Source organism: Bacillus cereus, assembly GCF_025917685.1.
Lineage (GTDB): Bacteria > Bacillota > Bacilli > Bacillales > Bacillaceae_G > Bacillus_A > Bacillus_A cereus_AT.
The window spans coordinates 3,821,244-3,839,416 of the sequence record NZ_CP089518.1 but is presented as its reverse complement, the minus strand read 5'-3'; the positions used below and the strand labels follow the sequence as shown (position 1 = coordinate 3,839,416).

The window sequence follows — 18,173 nt, the reverse complement described above, 5'->3', positions numbered from 1 at the left end:
GCCTTCCTTTTTGTTTTAACACCTCATCATCATCCGTGAATCTATCAGTGTTGCTAAAACAGGCAGGTCTCCTGACTTATGCTTCATATAATTTCTTTCACCTTCCCGTTTTCACAGTGGTATAGAAAAGAAATCTCAGCATTTACAGTGGCGGGACCGTGTTGGAGTTTCACCAAGCTTCCCTTTTAAACACGAAACAAAATGTTCGTGTACCCATTTTCCTTTTGAAAGGAATTTAACAAGCGATATGATATTGAAACAAATTCTAACACAATTTTTAGAATTTTGTCTACTGTTTTAAAATAAGAAAATTCCAAAGTTTTTTATTTTTATTATTCTTATTTTTCTGACTAGTTATGAGGGGGGAATTGGATTAAACTTATAAAGAATTGTGTACTTGTACAGGGATAAGATGCTAGTTATGTTATTTAAGAACCGGTCCATATTCTGGAATAAGGAAGGGAATTGGATAGTTCATTTTGAAATAGTAAGTTATCACAAAAAAAGAACAAAATAGCTATATAAAGATGCATATACTAAGTTTATAGAAACGGGGAATTTCAATTGGAACAAAGTACACAAAATATTTATTCACCGCCAAAACATATAGTTTCAGCAGCGACAATTGTAATGAATGAACAAAAAGAAATCCTATTAATCAAGGGACCTAAAAGAGGGTGGGAAATGCCAGGTGGACAAGTTGAAGAAGGAGAGTCTTTGAAAGATGCTGCAATAAGGGAAACTAAAGAGGAAACGGGTATTGATATTGAAGTTTTAAAATTTTGTGGAGTATTTCAAAATGTGAACCATTCAATATGTAATACGTTATTTTTAGCTAGACCAGTTGGCGGTAAATTAACGACTACACCAGAAAGTTTGGAAGTAGGGTTTTATCCTATTGAACAGGCGTTAGAAATGGTGAGTTTTATGAATTTTAGACAAAGAATTGAATACAGTTTGGATGAAAATCAACAACCTTTTTATATAGAATTTTAAGAAACGAAATTCTATTATAGGACACTATTGTTGAATAAATCTTAGATTTTCAAACGATTTTATTGTTATATTTTTGAGCACAGTGAAGTATCCTATATCGAAAATTAAACAACTATATGATACCCCCGTCCTAAATTAGAACGGGGGTATGTTTATCTTAGGTTTTAAAATTAAATAACTTTATTGTCTTTTTACAGTCTCTTCTTTACAAGCTTAACCTTCATCTATATCAATTTCTGAAAGTCGCCCTGCAACTGCATCTGTAAGGAGGGTGTTTAACCATTGCAATTCAACTGTAATATGTTCAATAACGCTTTGCAAAATATATAGTTGTGCACGTGGAATTTTTCCTTTGCTACAATCATAAATAGTTTGCATTTTATGTAAATATTGAACGGTATCATTTTTCTTCTTTTCTAAAATAGGAATTAACTCTTGATCATCACCAAAATGAGCGAAAGAGAGTGCTGAATAAATTGGTTTATATATTTGATTTTTTGCTTCGAATTGTTTTAATAGTAACGTGTGAAATAACCGTTTTCCTTCTTCTGTTATATGAAAGATTGTTTTATCAGGTCTATTGGTATCTCGAACAATAGTTGTAATACTAATTGCACCTTGCTTTTCTAATTGCTCGAAGGCGTAGTAAAGTGATCCTTTTGCATATTTAATATAACAATCCATTTGTCTTTCTTTCATGATGTGCTGCACTTCATATGGATGTTTATCCCCTTCGAGTAGCAAGCCGAGAATGACTAATTTCATGCTCATGCTGTTTCAACTCCTGTATATAGAAACTTAATCCCGATTGGTGAGGGATTATAATTAGTGGAAATGGTCCTATGCTGATTAAAGTTTTACTTTATATATTATAAACGGCATACCCTTTTTCATAAAGGGTATGCCGTTTCTTTTTTCTATACTAACTTACTTGCTTTTGTTTTTGCTTCGTTTTTGGTCCGGTAAAGAGGCGTTCATTTCCCATAAGTAAAATACAAATAATACTTAATACAGCCGGGATAAGTGCCCAGAAGAATGTACTGGCAATAGATGTAGCAAGAGCTTCTTTAATACCAGTTAATATTTCAGCTGGTATTTTATCGGTAGCACCTGGTGATAATAAGAAACTTGTGTCTCCACCCTTTGGGGCTAATTTTGCTAGTTCAGGAGGGAACACAGTGTTTAGTTTATCTGTAAAAATATGATTTTGAATGGTACCGAAAATCGTTACACCAAGGGTCATACCGAGTGAACGGAAGAATGAGTTTGTTGATGTAGCAGAACCACGGTCTCTCATTTCTAATTTGTGGATAGAAGACATACTTAAAACTGAGAATGAGAAACCAACACCAAGTCCAGCGAGAACCATAAATAGCGTTACGAGTACACGTGGTGTGTCCATTGTTAAGGTGCTTAGTAAATAAATACCAAGAACGAAGAAAACACCAGACACCATCATGATGTTACGATAACTTGTTCGAGAAGCTAACTGTCCACCTGTTTGACTTCCAATTACAGAGCCGACCATCATAGGTGTTAAAATCAATCCAGCATTTGAGGCTGAACCGCCGAGAACACCTTGAACGAAGATTGGAATATAAACTGTACAGATGATAAAAGCTGCGCCATAGAAAAAGGCAACACCTTGGGTAGCTGCAAATAAAGGTTTTTTAAATAAATGGAAAGAAATGATAGGCTCAGTTGCTTTTCTTTCTACGAAGAAGAAAATAATAAGCATAATAACAACAGTTGAAAATAAACCAATAATCACATTAGAGCCCCATGCATATTCTTTACCGCCAAGTTCTAAGGCGAACATTAAGCAAACGATACTAATAACAAGTGTAATAGCGCCAGCCCAATCAATTTTTTGTTTTCTAAATTCTAGAGATTCACTGTAGTATTTAGTAATAAAGAAGAAGGAGATAAGCCCTAATGGAATATTAATATAGAAGACCCAATGCCAACTTATATAGTCCGTAATATAAGCGCCTAATAAAGGGCCAAATACGCTAGATGTTCCGAAAACGGCACCAAATAGACCTGTCATTTTACCTCGTTTTTCAGGTGGGAATATATCATACATAATTGTAAATGCGATAGGCATCAGAGCGCCACCGCCAATTCCTTGAATGGCTCTATAAATACTTAGTTGTTCAATACTTGTCGCTGTCCCGCAAAGTGCAGAACCGAATAAGAAAAGAATTAGTCCACCAATATAAAAGCGTTTCCGTCCGTACATATCAGATAGCTTACCGAAAATAGGCATACCGGCCATTGTTGCTACCATGTATGCAGACGTGACCCAAACGAACTTGTCAAATCCTCCTAAATCTCCAACAATCGTTGCCATTGCTGTTGCAACGATTGTATTATCCATTGCTGCCATTAAAATACCAAGTAGTAAACCAGCAACAACAAATTTTGTCTTGTTGGAGTCTTTTTTTAATAATTGAGATTCCAAATATAACCCTCCTTTTAATAATAAGTACACTATATTAAGTTTTGAGTGCAGCGCATAAAAAATTAATATAGTTCTTTCAAATCAATTTACACAAGTGCACTGACAAAGCCATAAAGAATATTATAGTCAAATTTGACTAAAAGGCAAACTTTTTCTTCCGTCAAAATATTCTGTTGTATGGACAGCGAAAGAGTGAGTAATACTTAATATTGGTATAAAGTCAATGAAGGAAATTGTAAAAAAATATTTCGGTAAGAATACCTTCTGTTAACAGAGGAAAAATGGTTTTTTCTTTATATTGTCGAATAGGATAAAAGGAAGAATAATAACTATATATCTTTTGTAACAAGCTTTATTAATATCGTGTAGAGAGGCAGAATAAGGTCGTATGGATGATGCATCTGAAATGGGGTGAATATTATTATGAAAATGTGGAAACGAATTTCGGATCAAGGAAGGCGTTTAATACCGCTACAACCGGTGTTATGGATTGATGGCTCAAAAAAGGAAAACGAATGTCCTAATGTAGCAGTTACATTACAAATCCGTAGTATGTATAAAGAAAAATTTTCATATGAACTGACCTATGATGTAAATGACATACTTATTATTCGAATTGAAGTTGAAAATAAAGGAATGGAAATGATTTCACGAGTTGTAGTAAGTCATATGATTCGAGATTATTTTGCATATATTCCAAACTCATTAAAGGTTGATAAGGGGATGAGTGAGTTTCTGTTCCAGCTTGTAAGGTGGCGAATCGAAAATTTATTACCGAATGAAAAGGTAGAACTAATTTGTAAAATAAAAGCAAATAAAGATAAAGCACTTAAAAACGCATTATTTCAGGCTACATATACATTTCAATATAAAGGATTATCATATGGTCCACTGCAAACAAATGAAGTTGTTGTGCGGCAATGATAAAAAGGAACCTGTATGAAAGGTTCCTTTTTTAGTGAAGGTTGTGTTTTTTGAGTACTTTTTTTTGCTCGATTCCTTTTTTTCCTACATAATTGTTTTTATAACCAAAATATAGAATGAAAAGAAAGGAAGCAACATTTACAATAGCATCAATTTGATCGTTTGTAATAAAGTTCACTCCGAAAGAATTAAATAGTAATTTTAACGCTAACAGAAAACCTGCTAGAAAACGTATAATATCTGATAGATTTTCTTTTTGAAGCATATAGGTCACCTCTTTCTAAAACGATATATAGTATATATATGAAATAGAATAGAAATGGTAGACAAGCTTAAGCGGAAATGTACACCCAATATGTACATTTTTTATTTTGTAGAAAAACATAATTGTTATAGAAGCATATATTGGTATAGAAAGGAGGGGAAATATGAAACATAAAGGAAAAATTAGTGGGTTATTACTTTGGAATACAGTGGCGGTTACAGAATGGATTGCGCTTCAGGATGTAATTACAAAACTGGATTCGCGATCATTTTATACCGTCTTTATTATTTATATATTGCAAATGTTACTCAGCTATTATTTTGGACATTGGTATGATAAAAAAGCGAGTGGTCGTATGGATAAGGAAATAGGAGGAATGGCAAGTAATGATTTTGTAGTTGATTTTTTTGAGAAAGTAGCTGCATTATCAGAACGGGATTCTCATAATATTACAGTGTACATTCTTTCTGTGAAAGAATGGAAAGTACTAAAAGAAACAGTACAAGAAAAAAATTGGAGAGTACGATTGTAAAGACAATTCGTAAAGGGGATGTCGTTACTAAGTGGGATGAAAATAAGTATGTTATTGTGGCGATTGATAACGGACATGAAAAGTCGACAATAACAAACCGATTAATGAAAAATATTGAAAGTGAAATAGAAAATGGCTTGTTAAGTATGAATCTATTATTTGGAGCTGCTAGTTATCCAGTAGAAGGAAAAACTTTTGAAGAATTGCTTAGAAAAGCACAAAATCAATTGTATAATTATAGAAACCTGCAAAGTGATGAATGAAATTTTGATTTGAAGAAGTATGATATAAAGAATTTTTTGTAACATTTTTTTGACTTTTGTTACAAGAAAAACTTTTTTTGTAACAAAAGTCTTTAAAAATATATGGAATCAGCATATAATTGTGTGTGGATGTATCAATGCATTTTGCACAATGTTTTCAGTTTAAAAGTGTAGAGGAAAACGTGCTCTACACTTTTCCTTTTTAAGAAATTAAAAGAATCTTTGTAAGAGTTGCGAGGTCATCTTCGCACTATGTAAAATGGACAAAGAGGTTATTTGGTAGAAAGTGAGAAAGGGAATGATAGACGTGAGAGGTTATAGATTATCTTTTATCAGGTGAAACATTATAGTGTTTCTTGCAGTAGGTAAGATTACAGTAAATACCTTTATGTTTTAAGACATTACATAATTTCAAATGCTAAAATTGTACAAGTAGTATAAATAATTATTGATGATCTTCGTAAAAAAGATGCGAGCGTGAAATAGATAAAGAAGTTACATGTTTTCATGGGATTTTTGGCACGATGATCGTTTACTAAATAGGAGGAAAAGATGTTGAAATATAATAAATTAGCAATTGTAACTGCATTATCACTGACTTTACTAGCCGGTTGTTTCGGACCGAAACCAGAAGAGGAATTATATGTTGCGTTTGAAAATGCTGCAAAGCAAGAAAAAACAATGTTTGAAGATGCAAAAAAACTTGAAACTTTAGAGAAAGAGGGACAAGAATTATATAACCAGATTGTTCAAGAAGGAAAAGATAATAATCAAACTGTTAAAGAAAAGCTGAATCAAGCAGTGAAAAATACAGATGAACGAGAAAAAGTGCTTACAAAAGAAAAAGAATCTTTAAATAAAGCACAAGAAGAAGTGAAATCAGCAGATAAATATGTAAAGAAAATTGAAGATAAGAAATTGAAAGATCAAGCGGATAAAGTGAAAAGCACATATGAGAAACGACATGATTCATTTAACAAGATGTATGATAGCTATAGTAAATCGTTAAAACAAGAAAAAGAATTATATACAATGTTACAAGATAAAGGTACAAAATTAAAAGATATTAGTGAAAAAGTAAAAGTAGTAAATCAATCTTATAAAGATATTGAATCAGAAAAAGACAAGTTTAATGAATTTACGAAATCTTATAATACAGAAAAAATAGCTTTTTATAAACAAGCAAATATTAAAATTAAAGAAGAGAAAAAATAAAACAGTTTGGCCTACACTTGGCCAAACTGTTTTATTTTTTTGTATAAGTACGACTATACCATGGAACTGGTTCGCTTAATTTTTTTTCTTGTTTTAATGCTTCAGGACCAATATAATCTTGCAGTGTTTTTTTTGCTATTGTTAAAGATAAGGTTGTTTTCGGATTTCGATAGGAGGATTCAAGGTGACCAAGATGCGGTAGGGTGCGAAAATCATCTTTCGTAGGAGGGATATGGAAAAAATAATCACCTAAACGTATAAGAACATCGGATTGTTGTTGACTAAAACGTGGATTTCTAGAAAAATGTAATCCTTCTTTGATAGCCTTCTTTTCAGTAATTAAGCGTTCTAAAGCAGTCTTTTTTAACCAGTATAAGTACTTAGGGTTAGTTGCAGCTTTAGCATGACGATTCACAACGAAAATAGATTGAGCTAGTCTATTAATAGAATGTTGGTTATGTAATTGAGATTGTGGTTGTGAAGGTTTCATATTGAATCTCCTTTCAATTTTTCCTTATTATAGCATAAATAAAATGGGTTTTTATTATATGCAAAAAGTAATTGTATATATTTTCAATATTAAAGCAATATTGTTACAAAAAACAACTATTTTGTATAATAGTGATAGAACATGTTTCAGAAATTTGATAATGAAAGAGTGAGAAGTTTGAAAGAAATATTAAAACAACAATATGCCATTATAGACATTGGTTCTAATACAATGCGCTTAGTTATTTATGAAAAACAAAGCGGAGGTTTTTATAAAGAGATTGAAAATACGAAAGTGGTCGCTAGGTTAAGAAATTACTTAGTAGATGGTGTATTAAGTGAAGAAGGAATAGAAGTATTGTTACAAACATTATTTCAATTTCAAGAAAGTACACGATTTCATAAGTTGCATCATGTGCTTTGTGTCGCAACGGCAACAATTAGACAGGCAGAGAATCAAGATGAAATTAAAAAACTTGTTGAAGGACAAACAGATTTTACTCTTAGAGTTTTATCAGAATATGAAGAAGCACGTTACGGTTATTTAGCAGTTATGAATTCTACTTCATTTTCAGAAGGAGTTACAGTTGATATTGGTGGGGGAAGCACAGAAGTTACATACTTCCGAAATAGAGAAAATTTAGAATATCATAGCTTTCCTTTTGGAGCACTTTCTTTAAAGCAACAATTTATTCAAGGTGATATTCCTACTACAGAAGAGTTAGAGAAAATTAAAAACTATTTATGGAATCAATTTCGAACGTTACCATGGTTAATCGATAAAAAATTACCCCTTATCGCAATTGGTGGAAGTGCGAGGAACTTGGTGAAAATCCATCAAAATTTAATTTGTTATCCTATAGCTGGATTACATTTATACAAAATGAAAGAAGAAGATATTCAACATGTAAAAGAGGAATTAAAAGAATTGTCGTTCATAGAGCTTCAAAAGTTAGAGGGGTTAGCAAAAGATCGAGCGGATACGATTATTCCAGCTATCGAAGTCTTTCATATACTGGTTAACGTTATAGAGGCACCGGCATTTGTATTGAGTAAAAAAGGATTAAGAGAAGGTGTTTTCTATGAAGAATTAACGAAAGATTTGGGGATTTCATACTATCCAAACGTAGTAGAAGAAAGTTTACATCTATTATCATTTGAATACGAAATGGATATGGAATTTGTAATTCAACTTATTAAACAAGGAACATTGATTTGTAAACAACTTGAAGGAGTAGGACTTATTTCTATGTCGGAAAAAGACTGGGAAATATTCCATCAAGCGGCGAAAGTATTTAATATTGGGAAGTACATAGATGAAGAAGCGAGCCGCTTACATACGTTTTATTTACTGGCGAATAAAACAATTGATGGTATGATGCATAAAGACCGAGTTAGATTAGCGCTTATTGCCTCATACAAATCAAAAATGTTATTTAAACAACATTTAGCTCCATTTGAAGGTTGGTTTGAGAAAAGTGAACAAAAAAAAATTCGGTTATTAGGAGCTGTTTTGCAATTTTCAGCTGCTTTAAATGTGAGACAAAGATCGCTTGTTGAAACGATATCTATAACAGAAAGTAAAGAAGGATTAACATTTAGAATTGTATGTGAGCAATCGGCGTTATCAGAAAAAGTGCAAGCTGAAAAGCAAAAAAAGCAGCTGGAAAGAGTATTGAAAACGAATATTAACTTATCATTTGAATCAAAACGTTAAGTTGTACGGATGTCTTTACAAAAAATTAACACTTTGGAATATAGTAATTTGATAAAATAAAAGTAACTAAATTATAGTGAAAAAGTTTCAAAGGGAAGTGTGAAGAGAATGGAATTGCTAAAGGGGAATTTAGTAAATTTAAATGATACAGCTTATTATAATAACCGTGAGTTGAGCTGGCTAGCTTTTAATGAACGTGTACTACAAGAAGCGCAAGATGAAAATAATCCACTTTTAGAAAGATTAAAGTTTATTAGTATTTTTAGTTCAAATTTAGATGAATTTTTTATGGTGCGCGTAGCAGGTTTGAAAGATCAAGTAAGTGCTGGATTTAATCAGCCAGAAAATAAAGCGGGTTTAACACCGAAGAAACAGTTAAATAAGATTGCGATAAAAGCTCATGAGTTAATGACTGTACAGTATGACACGTTTAAAGGCTATGTATTGCCAGCGCTTGAACTAGAGGGGATTGAGCGTCTAACATTCCATGATTTGACGAAAGAGCAGAGAGAATTTATAGAAGAATATTTTGATGAACAAATCTTTCCGGTATTAACTCCTGTAGCTATTGATGCGTATCGTCCATTTCCTATGTTATTAAATAAAAGCCTGAATTTAGCTACTATTTTATACGATGAGAAGCAGGCAGAGGAAGAAAATCGCACGAAGTTAGGAATTGTCCAAGTGCCTTCTTTGCTGGAGCGTTTCATATTTTTACCGAGTGAAGGGCAAAAACATAAATTTATTTTATTAGAAGATGTAATTAGTGGTTTTACGCATAAATTATTCACAGGATATAACGTATCACCCGTTACTCGTTTCCGTATTACACGTAATGCGGATTTAACAATCCATGAAGAAGGTGCACGCGATTTATTAAAAGTAATTGAAAAAGAATTGAAAAAGCGTAAGTGGGGAGCTGCCGTTCGTTTAGAAGTTGGTAAAGAACACATTGATGAAAGAGTGTTAGCGTTATTGTATGAAGTGTTAGAAGTAAAAGATGAAGATGTGTACATGATGGATGGACCGTTAGATTTAACATGTTTATTCTCCTTATATAAAAAACTAGCACCTTTATATGAACATCTAGTATATCCGGCTCTTATTCCCCAACCTCCTCAAGATTTAGGTGATGAGGAAGATGTATTTGAAAAAGCGATAGAACATGATATTTTATTACACCATCCCTTTGAGTCGTTTCAGCCAGTCGTTGATTTTGTCCGTGATGCGGCAGATGACTCGAATGTACTTGCAATCAAACAAACATTATATCGTGTAAGTGGAGATTCTCCGATTATTCAGGCGCTAAAGGTAGCGGCTGAAAAAGGGAAACAAGTGACGGTATTGGTTGAGTTAAAGGCGAGGTTTGATGAAGAGAATAATGTTCATTGGGCTAAAGAATTGGAACAGGCCGGATGTCACGTTATTTACGGAGTAAGTCACTTGAAAACGCATAGTAAAATTACGTTAGTTGTAAGAAGAAGAAACGGAAAGATTGAAAGGTTTGTACATCTTGGAACCGGAAATTATAATGATGCAACAGCGAAGTTATATACCGATTTTGGATATATTACATCGCGAAAAGACTTTGGTATAGATGCAACAAACTTCTTTAATTATTTGAGTGGCTATACAACGAAACCGCATTTTCATCATTTATCTGTTGCACCATTTGATATAAGAGAGCAATTTATGGATTTAATAGATGAGGAAATCCGTTACCATAGACAATATGGAAATGGATATATTATCGCTAAGATGAATTCGTTAACAGATAAACCGTTAATAAAAAAAATGTATGAAGCATCGCAAGCTGGGGTAAGGGTAGAGCTCATCGTTAGAGGGACATGTTGTTTAAGACCTGGGATTCCAAATGTAAGTGAAAATATTCGTGTGGTTAGTGTTGTGGGAAGATATTTAGAACATAGTCGTATTTATTATTTCCATCATAATGGAGATGAGAAAATATACTTATCTTCAGCTGATTTGATGACACGAAATATGGAAAAACGAGTAGAAATATCTTTCCCAATTTTAGATATTGAAATGAAAGCGAGAATAAAGGCAATCTTACAGCTTACTTTAGCTGATAATGTGAAAACACGTGAACAAAATAAAGATGGTGACTATTATTATATTATTAATAGTGGTGTAGAAGAAATTGATAGCCAAGTGAGTTTATTTAAGATGGCTTATCAAAATACAGATGCTGAATAGTGGGAATATAGTAAAAACCTCTTAGTGCAATTAAGAGGTTTTTACTTTTTTTCTCTACTCATATGTTCCTAAAATGGAAGAATGAGTAGAGAGAATAGTTTTTATTATAAGCGTGTGATGAGTCGGTTCCTTGAGAGAATAAGATTTGGAAGAATTTTTTTAAAATTAGTAATAGTATGGTTGCTGACAAGGCCCTCCGTAACAAGGAAAGGGTGCTGGTGGTGGGAAAGGCGGTGGATAAGGCGGATAAAACGGTCTAGGGCCGAAAGCTAATGCCCCACCGAGTAATCCTCCAGCAATTCCGGCTAGAAATGGAACACCGAAAAATGGAAAGAAGCGTGAGTCGCCTGCTGGGCCAATAGGTGCTGAACGAACTGGGATTGGTTGATAATATGGATACATGAACAAACCTCCTTTATTGGACTCATTTTTATCATATGGTAGACCAAGCGTGGATGAGCGAGTACAAGAAAGGATAAGTAAGAAAATAGGCGAATTGTTACGAATGTTGTAGGGTGAAGAGTGTAATTTCGGGTTTTGACATAAAGCGGAATGGGACACGTGTTCTTCCAATACCTCGATTGACATAGAGAGTCAAATCCTGAATGTTATAGAAACCTTCAATATATTGTTTTGCAAGCGACGGGGTAATAATAGCACCTAAAAAAGGAATTTGTACTTGTCCACCATGGCTATGACCAGAAAGTTGAAGGTTGATTGGATATGTAGCGATTTGTGGCGCGATATCTGGTTCGTGAACGAGAACAATTGTATAAATATTTTGTTTTGCTTGCTGTAAAGTTTCCGCTATTTTTGGTTTGCCTAGTAGTACATCATCGAGCCCGAAAATGGAAATTTCACTATTATCCAGTAAACGAATTCGCTTTTCACTATTTTGTAAAAGTTCAAATCCCGATTCACGCATGATGTGATCATAGTATTCAGTTCCATATCCGCCATGGTCGTGGTTACCATAAATGGAAAATTTACCGAAGGGTGCTTGTATATTCTTTAAAATGGATGCCACAAAAGGAGCCTCGGTATAAGTTTGATAATCATCAATGAGGTCACCAGTAAAAAGGACAATATCTGGCTTTTCAGCATTGATTTTGGAAACGATTTGAGATAAATGTTGGAGAGAGAAATAGTATCCCAGGTGTAAATCGCTAAATTGAAGAATCTTCATACCATGAAAACCTTTTGGTATGAGTTGTGATGTAAGTGTGTGTTGGGTAAAAGAAAGTAAATAGGGTTCTATATATTTAGCATAGTAATAGCCGATGCTAGCGGTGATAAATGAATATAGACAAGTGCGTATTCCAGCTTTTAAAAAATTTCTTCTTGTAATTTTTTTCATATACAGGTTACTTGAATCTCCTTTCAGTTTTTTAAAAATATATTTTGGATATTAAAAAAGTAGTATAGATTACGAAAAAATGAACGGAAAGAAACCTCTTTACGCTAAAATATCAGAAAATATTAAAAATATAAAGATTTCTGTTAAATAAAATGATAAAATGAATGTGTATTCATTTTTTGGAGGGGATGTATGTGAAAGAGAAGGTAGTTATTATAACAGGTGGATCAAGTGGAATGGGAAAAGGAATGGCGATTCGTTTTGCGAAAGAAGGGGCACGAGTTGTTATTACAGGACGTACAAAAGAAAAACTAGAAGAAACAAAGCTAGAAATTGAACAGTTTCCGGGGCAAGTATTACCTGTACAAATGGATGTACGAAATACTGATGATATCCAAAAGATGATTGAGCATATTGATGAGAAGTTTGGACGAATTGATATTTTAATAAATAATGCAGCTGGAAACTTTATTTGTCCAGCGGAGGACTTATCTGTGAATGGCTGGAATTCGGTAATTAACATTGTATTAAATGGTACATTTTATTGTAGCCAGGCTGTCGGAAAATATTGGATTGAAAAAGGTATAAAAGGAAATATCATTAACATGGTGGCAACATATGCATGGGATGCAGGGCCAGGGGTTATTCATTCAGCAGCAGCTAAAGCTGGTGTATTAGCAATGACTAAAACGCTTGCTGTTGAGTGGGGACGTAAATATGGGATACGAGTTAATGCTATCGCACCAGGACCGATTGAACGTACGGGTGGTGCCGATAAATTATGGATTTCAGAAGAAATGGCTAAGCGTACAATACAGAGTGTCCCACTTGGTAGATTGGGGACACCAGAAGAAATCGCAGGTCTAGCCTATTATTTATGTTCAGACGAAGCTGCATACATAAATGGTACTTGTATGACAATGGATGGTGGCCAGCATTTGCACCAATATCCATTTTAAAAGGGATGAAAAATGAATGATTTATTCATTTTTCTCCGGTAAAATGTGACGGAATTGTGACACGTGAGAGAAAGGTGTTTACAAAGGGGAATATATACGGTATATTTAAGACCTCTTTTTTCTTCATAGTAGAATTGCTAATTCCCCTTAGCATTTTACCCCTCTAATCCCTTCAGGAAAACTGAAGGGATTTTTTATTATTTTTCCGTAAATATCGTGTTATAATTTTTGAAAAGTAAAGGGAGGGAAGCACGTTGATAGATGCATTAGATGTAATGAGTAACTTGGATAAAGTCCTTCCTTATTATCAAGCTATTTTTAGTGCTGATGAGCATACAGTAATTGGATATGAAGTTGTAGGACGTATTCAAACAGAAGAGGGCATACAAAGTTTAGCATCTTTCTTCCATGATGATTCTATTCCGAGTGAGTTCCAACTGGAAGCAGATAATATCATAGTAGAAAAAGCGTTAAATAGGTATTTAGAAACAGATCAAAAATTATTATTATTTATACATCGGAATGCTAATGTATTAATGAATGATGAAGATGAAAGTTTACTTCAACTTTTATTGATGTATGAAAAACAAGGTTTAAATTTGAACCACATTGTTTTAGAGATTACAGAACATGAATGTAAAGAAGATATCGAGCAATTTAATCATTTGCTGATGTATTATCGTACATATGGTATTCAAATTTCGATTAATAAAGTTGGAACGGGTACAAGTAATTTAGAACGTATTAGCGTGTTAGCACCGGATATTTTAAAAGTAGATTTAACAAACCTAAGGCAAACTGCACTTTTACAATCTTATCAAGATATTTTATATTCCTTATCTTTACTTGCTAGAAGAATTGGTGCGACATTGTTATATGAAGAGATTGATGCTTTTTATCAACTACAATATGCTTGGAAAAACGGTGGTAGATATTATCAAGGTAATTATTTAAAAGAATGTTTACCGGATTTTATTGAAACGAATGTTTTAAAAGAGCGACTTGGTAATGAATGTCATCAATTTATTCTGCATGAGAAGAAGAAGTTGCAAAAAATTTATAATTTAACAGAGATGTTACGTGATCGAATTGGTGATGTTCTGTCAAAACAAAAAAAGAATGAAGATATAAATGACTGGTTATTACAATTTAGCCAAAGTGTATCACAATGTAGTTTTCGGATATTTATTTGTAATGAAGATGGTTTCCAGCAATCAGGTAATGTTATGAAAAAAGATGGGGAATGGATTGTGATGCCGGAGTATTATATGAAAAACTGGAGTTGGCGTCCGTATTTTCTCGAGAATATCATGAAAATGCGTTTTGAAAATAAGGCGCGACTTTCAGATTTATATGCCGATATTGAAACTGGTGAAATGGTACGAACATTTTCTTTCCCGATTGATGATGAAAACTTTTTATTTATAGATTTATCTTATGAATATTTATATGAAGAAGACGTTTTATTTTAATGCGCGAAGAGATTCGTGCATTTTTTTGTTTGTTTTTATCATAAATTGGTAATAGTGAAAATAATAATGAAAATGCTGTCTATCGTTGTAAAGATTTTACGAACGAAATCATCCCTGTCTTTGCATAATCATTGTTACAATGAATACTACAAAGACAAGCTCTTTTAAAAGGAAGGTGAAAAAATGAGGAAATATGGAATATGGTTTGTTCTATTTATATGTGTTGCCTTTCTAGTTGGCTATAGTGTCACAACTGTTTTAGGGAAAGAAGAAGTGAAAGTGGATCGGAAAGAAGTGTTTACAACGATACAAAAAGGTTATGAGACGCAATTTTCAATTCGAGGGAAGCAAATACCAATGAATAAGATGATAGAGACGTTATCACCATATTTTACAAATAATTTCCTTCAAGTTTTTACAGATGAAAACAGTAGAAATGAAAAACAAAGTGGTGAGTATTTACTTCCAGCAAAAGAAGCTCCGTTTTCCTTTAATTCAGAAACAAAAATGTCATATGATGAGGAACATAAAAATTTATATGTCTATGAACGGGCAAAAAGTGGACAATATCAAATTGTGACATTACAAAAGGATAATGGGAAATGGAAATTAGCAGGGTATCATGAAAGTCAGGAACTTTTGACTGAAATAAAAAGGTTACAACAATTATGAGAATAGGAATAGGTTTCTCCCTATTCCTATTCTATACCAAGTAGCTGTTGTAATTTTTCAATTTGAAAACCTGCGACAACTTCTCCGTCAATTACAACTGTTGGAGTTGAATAGGAGTCATAGTCATATAACAGACGATTGCGTGCAGCGGCGTCTTTTTTTACGTCAAATTCTTCATACGCAACGTCATTATGTTTTAAAAATTCTTTCACAATGGTACAAGGCGGACAATCAGGCTGTGTATAAACCTCAATTTTTTTCATTGTAATTCCTCCCTTTTTCTGTGTTTTATTATATTCTGTCAGTATAAAAAGAGCAATAAAGAAGGAAAAAGATATTCTTTCTTCTTTTTCCTTCGTATTTCGACAAATTTTAGTTGAGTTTCTGGCCAAGAACCTTTATCCTAGAGTGTGGAACATTTTTTCTGTTATGACGGATAGAATGAGTATAGCTGTAAAACCTATTGGTAGGAAGATCAGAGAAAGGAGAGATTTCATGTCTCTACTCCAAGGAATTTTAACTCGACTTGTTAGTCTACAAGAACAAGCTGAAAGCGGTGAAGTAGCACAACGCTATTTTGAAGTGAACGGTGAGCGCAAATGTAGCGTGAAATTTTTCGATAAAAGTGAAATGTATGAGTTAGAAGTGTATCAACAAGGTGAAAAACCTCAAGTGTATCAATTCGACAACATCGACATGGTTGCAATTGAGATTTACGACATCATTTCTTGATACATATAAAAAAGGTACTGCCATTTGGCAGTACCTTTTTTAGTTATATTAATTAATAGGCTATACATTTGTGGAAGTCGCAATCAAACAAAAGAACTTCCACAAATGTATATGTATAGGAATTTTTTATTTGTCCTACAATGGTAGTAAATAGTAATAGGAGGTGAAAAGGATGGAACGCTTACCGATTGTTATTTGTCCTAATTGTCACAGTCATGCGGAAATTAATCATGTATTAACTGCTCAGTCTAATCAAAATGTAATTTATACGTGTAGGTTTTGTCATTATGTAATCCGAAATATTGAAACGAATAAAGGGTAGTGAGTTATAATTTTTGTTTTTGTCCCATACAATGAGAATACGAAAGGTCTGTCTAATTGAAAGGACGTGACTATGTGGACGGTGAACATACATTTTATAATGTTTCTGAGAGACATTTGAATTTTGATATGGTATTTAACCGCATTTGTAGTTTCATTGAAAAGGATCCGCGAAATTTATATCGCTTATCTATTGGGACAGACTCACAAGCACATCAAAAGGATACGAGGTTTATTACAGCGATACATATTCATCGGGTTGGAAAAGGAGCATGGGGATGTTTGAATCACAAATCAGTAAAAAATAAGCCAGCAACTTTGCGAGAGAAAATATATTTAGAAACACAGTTTAGTCAAGAAATTGCCTGTCTATTTACTCCAAATCATATACAAACAATCTGGGATTTATTGCACCCATATGCTCAAGATGGAGCGGGATTCATAATGGAAATTCATTTAGATATTGGGAATGATGGTTTAACAAAAGAATTTATTTTAGATATGACGAAGAAAATTCAAGCGATGGGATTAACAGCAAAAATTAAACCGGATGCTTATGCGGCGTTTAGTTATGCGAACAGGTATACGAAATAATGTGAAATGGTTTCTATATATTCGCAGTTATTAAATACTTTTATTAAAAACTGAATATTACATCTATTAAATAAGTTGAAAATTTTATATAATGAAAGTGATGATGTGAGGGCAAGGAGAGGGACATATGGAAAAGGAATTTGTTTTAACGAGAGAAGAAGAAGATTTATTGTTGGATATTCTGTTTCAGCAAAATTATGCGAGCGAAATTTTAGCGGTGGAGCTTACAGACATTGAGAATGGTTTAAAACAGACAGATGTGACACAATATAAAAAAATCACAAGATTGTTTTACCGATTAAAAAATAAAGGGTATTAAGCGCTACCGGAATGGTAGTCTTTTTTTTATGTTGTATGCTAAAATAACTGTGTATCTTTTTTATTAGAAGAATGTCAGGACAAAATAATAATATGAAAACGCTATCATAAAATGTGAATAGGATCAGAGAATGTAAGCAGGAAAAAGGGAAAATGGGGGATGTAACATGATTAGTATTCCGAAAGATGAGTTTCAACAAATTCTTGTGAAGGATTTAATGATTTCATCAGAAAAAGTAGCACATGTCCAAATAGGGAATGGTTTAGAACATGCTTTACTCGTTCTTGTGAAATCTGGATATTCGGCGATTCCTGTTTTAGACCCTACGTATAAATTACATGGGTTGATTAGTACTGCTATGATTTTAGATGGTATTTTAGGATTAGAGCGCATTGAGTTTGAAAGACTTGAGAATATGAAAGTGGAACAAGTGATGAAGGAAGAGATTCCAGTTCTTATGTTAGAAGATTCCTTTGCAAAAGCTTTAGAAATGACAATTGATCATCCTTTTATTTGCGCTGTCAATGAAGAAGGTTACTTCGAGGGTATTTTGACACGTCGAGCTATTTTAAAATTGTTGAATAAAAAAGTGAGACAGCATAATCGATAACATAGGAAAAGTGACTTCACAGAAAAGGAGAAGTCACTTTTTTTCGTGCATATCA

General features: G+C 33.2%; 20 protein-coding genes, 1 pseudogene and 1 riboswitch. Of the genes and pseudogenes, 14 read left to right on the top strand and 7 right to left on the bottom strand.

Annotation, left to right across the window (positions count from 1 at the left end; translation table 11 throughout):
- Positions 1-43: 43 nt before the first annotated feature.
- Positions 44-232, bottom strand: a riboswitch (cobalamin riboswitch).
- A gap of 332 nt (positions 233-564) precedes the next feature.
- Positions 565-996, top strand: a complete 432-nt coding sequence (locus LUS72_RS19830) for an NUDIX hydrolase (RefSeq protein ID WP_071746900.1) — start codon at positions 565-567, stop codon at positions 994-996.
- Positions 997-1,209: 213 nt separating this feature from the next.
- Here LUS72_RS19830 and LUS72_RS19825 read toward each other — a convergent pair whose 3' ends face one another.
- Positions 1,210-1,767, bottom strand: a complete 558-nt coding sequence (locus tag LUS72_RS19825; protein WP_097830857.1) for a PadR family transcriptional regulator — start codon at positions 1,765-1,767, stop codon at positions 1,210-1,212.
- A gap of 151 nt (positions 1,768-1,918) precedes the next feature.
- Entirely contained in the window at positions 1,919-3,460 is a 1,542-nt protein-coding gene (locus LUS72_RS19820; RefSeq protein ID WP_264448116.1) for an MDR family MFS transporter, read from the bottom strand.
- Between the two features lie 423 nt (positions 3,461-3,883).
- Here LUS72_RS19820 and LUS72_RS19815 point away from each other — a divergent pair, with 423 nt between their 5' ends.
- On the top strand, positions 3,884-4,384 hold the full coding sequence (locus LUS72_RS19815; protein WP_097830859.1) for a hypothetical protein: 501 nt from the start codon (positions 3,884-3,886) through the stop codon (positions 4,382-4,384).
- Positions 4,385-4,415: 31 nt separating this feature from the next.
- Here the strand turns inward: LUS72_RS19815 and LUS72_RS19810 are convergent, their stop codons facing one another.
- A complete protein-coding gene (locus LUS72_RS19810) occupies positions 4,416-4,649 on the bottom strand; it encodes a phage holin (protein WP_097830860.1) in 234 nt (77 codons plus the stop codon).
- 163 nt (positions 4,650-4,812) lie between these two features.
- Here LUS72_RS19810 and LUS72_RS19805 point away from each other — a divergent pair.
- Both LUS72_RS19805 and LUS72_RS19800 read left to right on the top strand, forming a co-directional pair.
- Positions 4,813-5,444 (top strand): annotated as a pseudogene (locus LUS72_RS19805) (diguanylate cyclase domain-containing protein).
- 552 nt (positions 5,445-5,996) lie between these two features.
- The gene (locus LUS72_RS19800; protein ID WP_097830861.1) at positions 5,997-6,659 is read left to right on the top strand and encodes a YkyA family protein; all 663 of its coding nucleotides are present in this window, start codon (positions 5,997-5,999) and stop codon (positions 6,657-6,659) included.
- 31 nt (positions 6,660-6,690) lie between these two features.
- Here LUS72_RS19800 and LUS72_RS19795 read toward each other — a convergent pair whose 3' ends face one another.
- Complete coding sequence (locus LUS72_RS19795; protein WP_000804854.1) at positions 6,691-7,149, bottom strand: YkyB family protein; 459 nt, start codon at positions 7,147-7,149, stop codon at positions 6,691-6,693.
- A gap of 141 nt (positions 7,150-7,290) precedes the next feature.
- Here LUS72_RS19795 and LUS72_RS19790 point away from each other — a divergent pair, with 141 nt between their 5' ends.
- Positions 7,291-8,865 (top strand): Ppx/GppA family phosphatase, encoded by a 1,575-nt coding sequence (locus tag LUS72_RS19790; protein WP_141533249.1) that lies wholly within the window; start codon positions 7,291-7,293, stop codon positions 8,863-8,865.
- 108 nt (positions 8,866-8,973) lie between these two features.
- The gene (locus tag LUS72_RS19785; RefSeq protein ID WP_097830863.1) at positions 8,974-11,082 is read left to right on the top strand and encodes a polyphosphate kinase; all 2,109 of its coding nucleotides are present in this window, start codon (positions 8,974-8,976) and stop codon (positions 11,080-11,082) included.
- A gap of 165 nt (positions 11,083-11,247) precedes the next feature.
- Here LUS72_RS19785 and LUS72_RS19780 read toward each other — a convergent pair whose 3' ends face one another.
- Both LUS72_RS19780 and LUS72_RS19775 read right to left on the bottom strand, forming a co-directional pair.
- Complete coding sequence (locus LUS72_RS19780; protein WP_000283735.1) at positions 11,248-11,484, bottom strand: hypothetical protein; 237 nt, start codon at positions 11,482-11,484, stop codon at positions 11,248-11,250.
- A gap of 97 nt (positions 11,485-11,581) precedes the next feature.
- Positions 11,582-12,439, bottom strand: coding sequence for a metallophosphoesterase (locus tag LUS72_RS19775; RefSeq protein WP_097830864.1), 858 nt, complete (start codon positions 12,437-12,439; stop codon positions 11,582-11,584).
- 194 nt (positions 12,440-12,633) lie between these two features.
- Between LUS72_RS19775 and fadH the strand changes: the two genes are divergently transcribed.
- The 3 genes from fadH to LUS72_RS19760 all read left to right on the top strand — a co-directional run bounded on the left by fadH (position 12,634) and on the right by LUS72_RS19760 (position 15,542).
- Positions 12,634-13,398, top strand: a complete 765-nt coding sequence (gene fadH / locus LUS72_RS19770; RefSeq protein ID WP_097830865.1) for a 2,4-dienoyl-CoA reductase — start codon at positions 12,634-12,636, stop codon at positions 13,396-13,398.
- A 254-nt stretch (positions 13,399-13,652) separates the two neighbouring features.
- The gene (locus LUS72_RS19765; protein ID WP_000564312.1) at positions 13,653-14,870 is read left to right on the top strand and encodes an EAL domain-containing protein; all 1,218 of its coding nucleotides are present in this window, start codon (positions 13,653-13,655) and stop codon (positions 14,868-14,870) included.
- Positions 14,871-15,053: 183 nt separating this feature from the next.
- Positions 15,054-15,542: a DUF3993 domain-containing protein gene (locus LUS72_RS19760; RefSeq protein WP_097830866.1), complete on the top strand. Its 489-nt coding sequence runs from the start codon at positions 15,054-15,056 to the stop codon at positions 15,540-15,542.
- Positions 15,543-15,568: 26 nt separating this feature from the next.
- Here LUS72_RS19760 and LUS72_RS19755 read toward each other — a convergent pair whose 3' ends face one another.
- Complete coding sequence (locus LUS72_RS19755) at positions 15,569-15,805, bottom strand: glutaredoxin family protein (protein ID WP_097830867.1); 237 nt, start codon at positions 15,803-15,805, stop codon at positions 15,569-15,571.
- A gap of 232 nt (positions 15,806-16,037) precedes the next feature.
- Between LUS72_RS19755 and LUS72_RS19750 the strand changes: the two genes are divergently transcribed.
- The 5 genes from LUS72_RS19750 to cbpB all read left to right on the top strand — a co-directional run bounded on the left by LUS72_RS19750 (position 16,038) and on the right by cbpB (position 18,118).
- A complete protein-coding gene (locus LUS72_RS19750) occupies positions 16,038-16,274 on the top strand; it encodes a YkuJ family protein (protein WP_000055151.1) in 237 nt (78 codons plus the stop codon).
- Positions 16,275-16,446: 172 nt separating this feature from the next.
- Entirely contained in the window at positions 16,447-16,596 is a 150-nt protein-coding gene (locus LUS72_RS19745; RefSeq protein WP_071746889.1) for a hypothetical protein, read from the top strand.
- Positions 16,597-16,670: 74 nt separating this feature from the next.
- Positions 16,671-17,189 carry a ribonuclease H-like YkuK family protein gene (locus LUS72_RS19740; RefSeq protein WP_097830868.1) on the top strand — a complete coding sequence of 173 codons (519 nt, stop codon included), beginning with the start codon at positions 16,671-16,673 and terminating at the stop codon, positions 17,187-17,189.
- A 127-nt stretch (positions 17,190-17,316) separates the two neighbouring features.
- Positions 17,317-17,508: an antirepressor AbbA gene (abbA, locus tag LUS72_RS19735; protein ID WP_071771533.1), complete on the top strand. Its 192-nt coding sequence runs from the start codon at positions 17,317-17,319 to the stop codon at positions 17,506-17,508.
- Positions 17,509-17,674: 166 nt separating this feature from the next.
- Complete coding sequence (gene cbpB, locus LUS72_RS19730; RefSeq protein ID WP_000623577.1) at positions 17,675-18,118, top strand: cyclic-di-AMP-binding protein CbpB; 444 nt, start codon at positions 17,675-17,677, stop codon at positions 18,116-18,118.
- Positions 18,119-18,173: the final 55 nt, after the last annotated feature.

Bases quoted from the DNA above. Each gene is read 5' to 3' on its own strand.
- abbA (WP_071771533.1), top strand. From the start codon at position 17,317: ATGGAAAAGGAATTTGTTTTAACGAGAGAAGAAGAAGATTTATTGTTG.
- LUS72_RS19800 (WP_097830861.1), top strand. From the start codon at position 5,997: ATGTTGAAATATAATAAATTAGCAATTGTAACTGCATTATCACTGACT.
- LUS72_RS19810 (WP_097830860.1), bottom strand. From the start codon at position 4,649: ATGCTTCAAAAAGAAAATCTATCAGATATTATACGTTTTCTAGCAGGT.
- LUS72_RS19790 (WP_141533249.1), top strand. From the start codon at position 7,291: ATGTTTCAGAAATTTGATAATGAAAGAGTGAGAAGTTTGAAAGAAATA.
- LUS72_RS19780 (WP_000283735.1), bottom strand. From the start codon at position 11,484: ATGTATCCATATTATCAACCAATCCCAGTTCGTTCAGCACCTATTGGC.
- LUS72_RS19745 (WP_071746889.1), top strand. From the start codon at position 16,447: ATGGAACGCTTACCGATTGTTATTTGTCCTAATTGTCACAGTCATGCG.
- LUS72_RS19755 (WP_097830867.1), bottom strand. From the start codon at position 15,805: ATGAAAAAAATTGAGGTTTATACACAGCCTGATTGTCCGCCTTGTACC.
- LUS72_RS19760 (WP_097830866.1), top strand. From the start codon at position 15,054: ATGAGGAAATATGGAATATGGTTTGTTCTATTTATATGTGTTGCCTTT.
- LUS72_RS19825 (WP_097830857.1), bottom strand. From the start codon at position 1,767: ATGAGCATGAAATTAGTCATTCTCGGCTTGCTACTCGAAGGGGATAAA.
- LUS72_RS19815 (WP_097830859.1), top strand. From the start codon at position 3,884: ATGAAAATGTGGAAACGAATTTCGGATCAAGGAAGGCGTTTAATACCG.
- LUS72_RS19795 (WP_000804854.1), bottom strand. From the start codon at position 7,149: ATGAAACCTTCACAACCACAATCTCAATTACATAACCAACATTCTATT.
- LUS72_RS19750 (WP_000055151.1), top strand. From the start codon at position 16,038: ATGTCTCTACTCCAAGGAATTTTAACTCGACTTGTTAGTCTACAAGAA.
- LUS72_RS19785 (WP_097830863.1), top strand. From the start codon at position 8,974: ATGGAATTGCTAAAGGGGAATTTAGTAAATTTAAATGATACAGCTTAT.
- LUS72_RS19775 (WP_097830864.1), bottom strand. From the start codon at position 12,439: ATGAAAAAAATTACAAGAAGAAATTTTTTAAAAGCTGGAATACGCACT.
- cbpB (WP_000623577.1), top strand. From the start codon at position 17,675: ATGATTAGTATTCCGAAAGATGAGTTTCAACAAATTCTTGTGAAGGAT.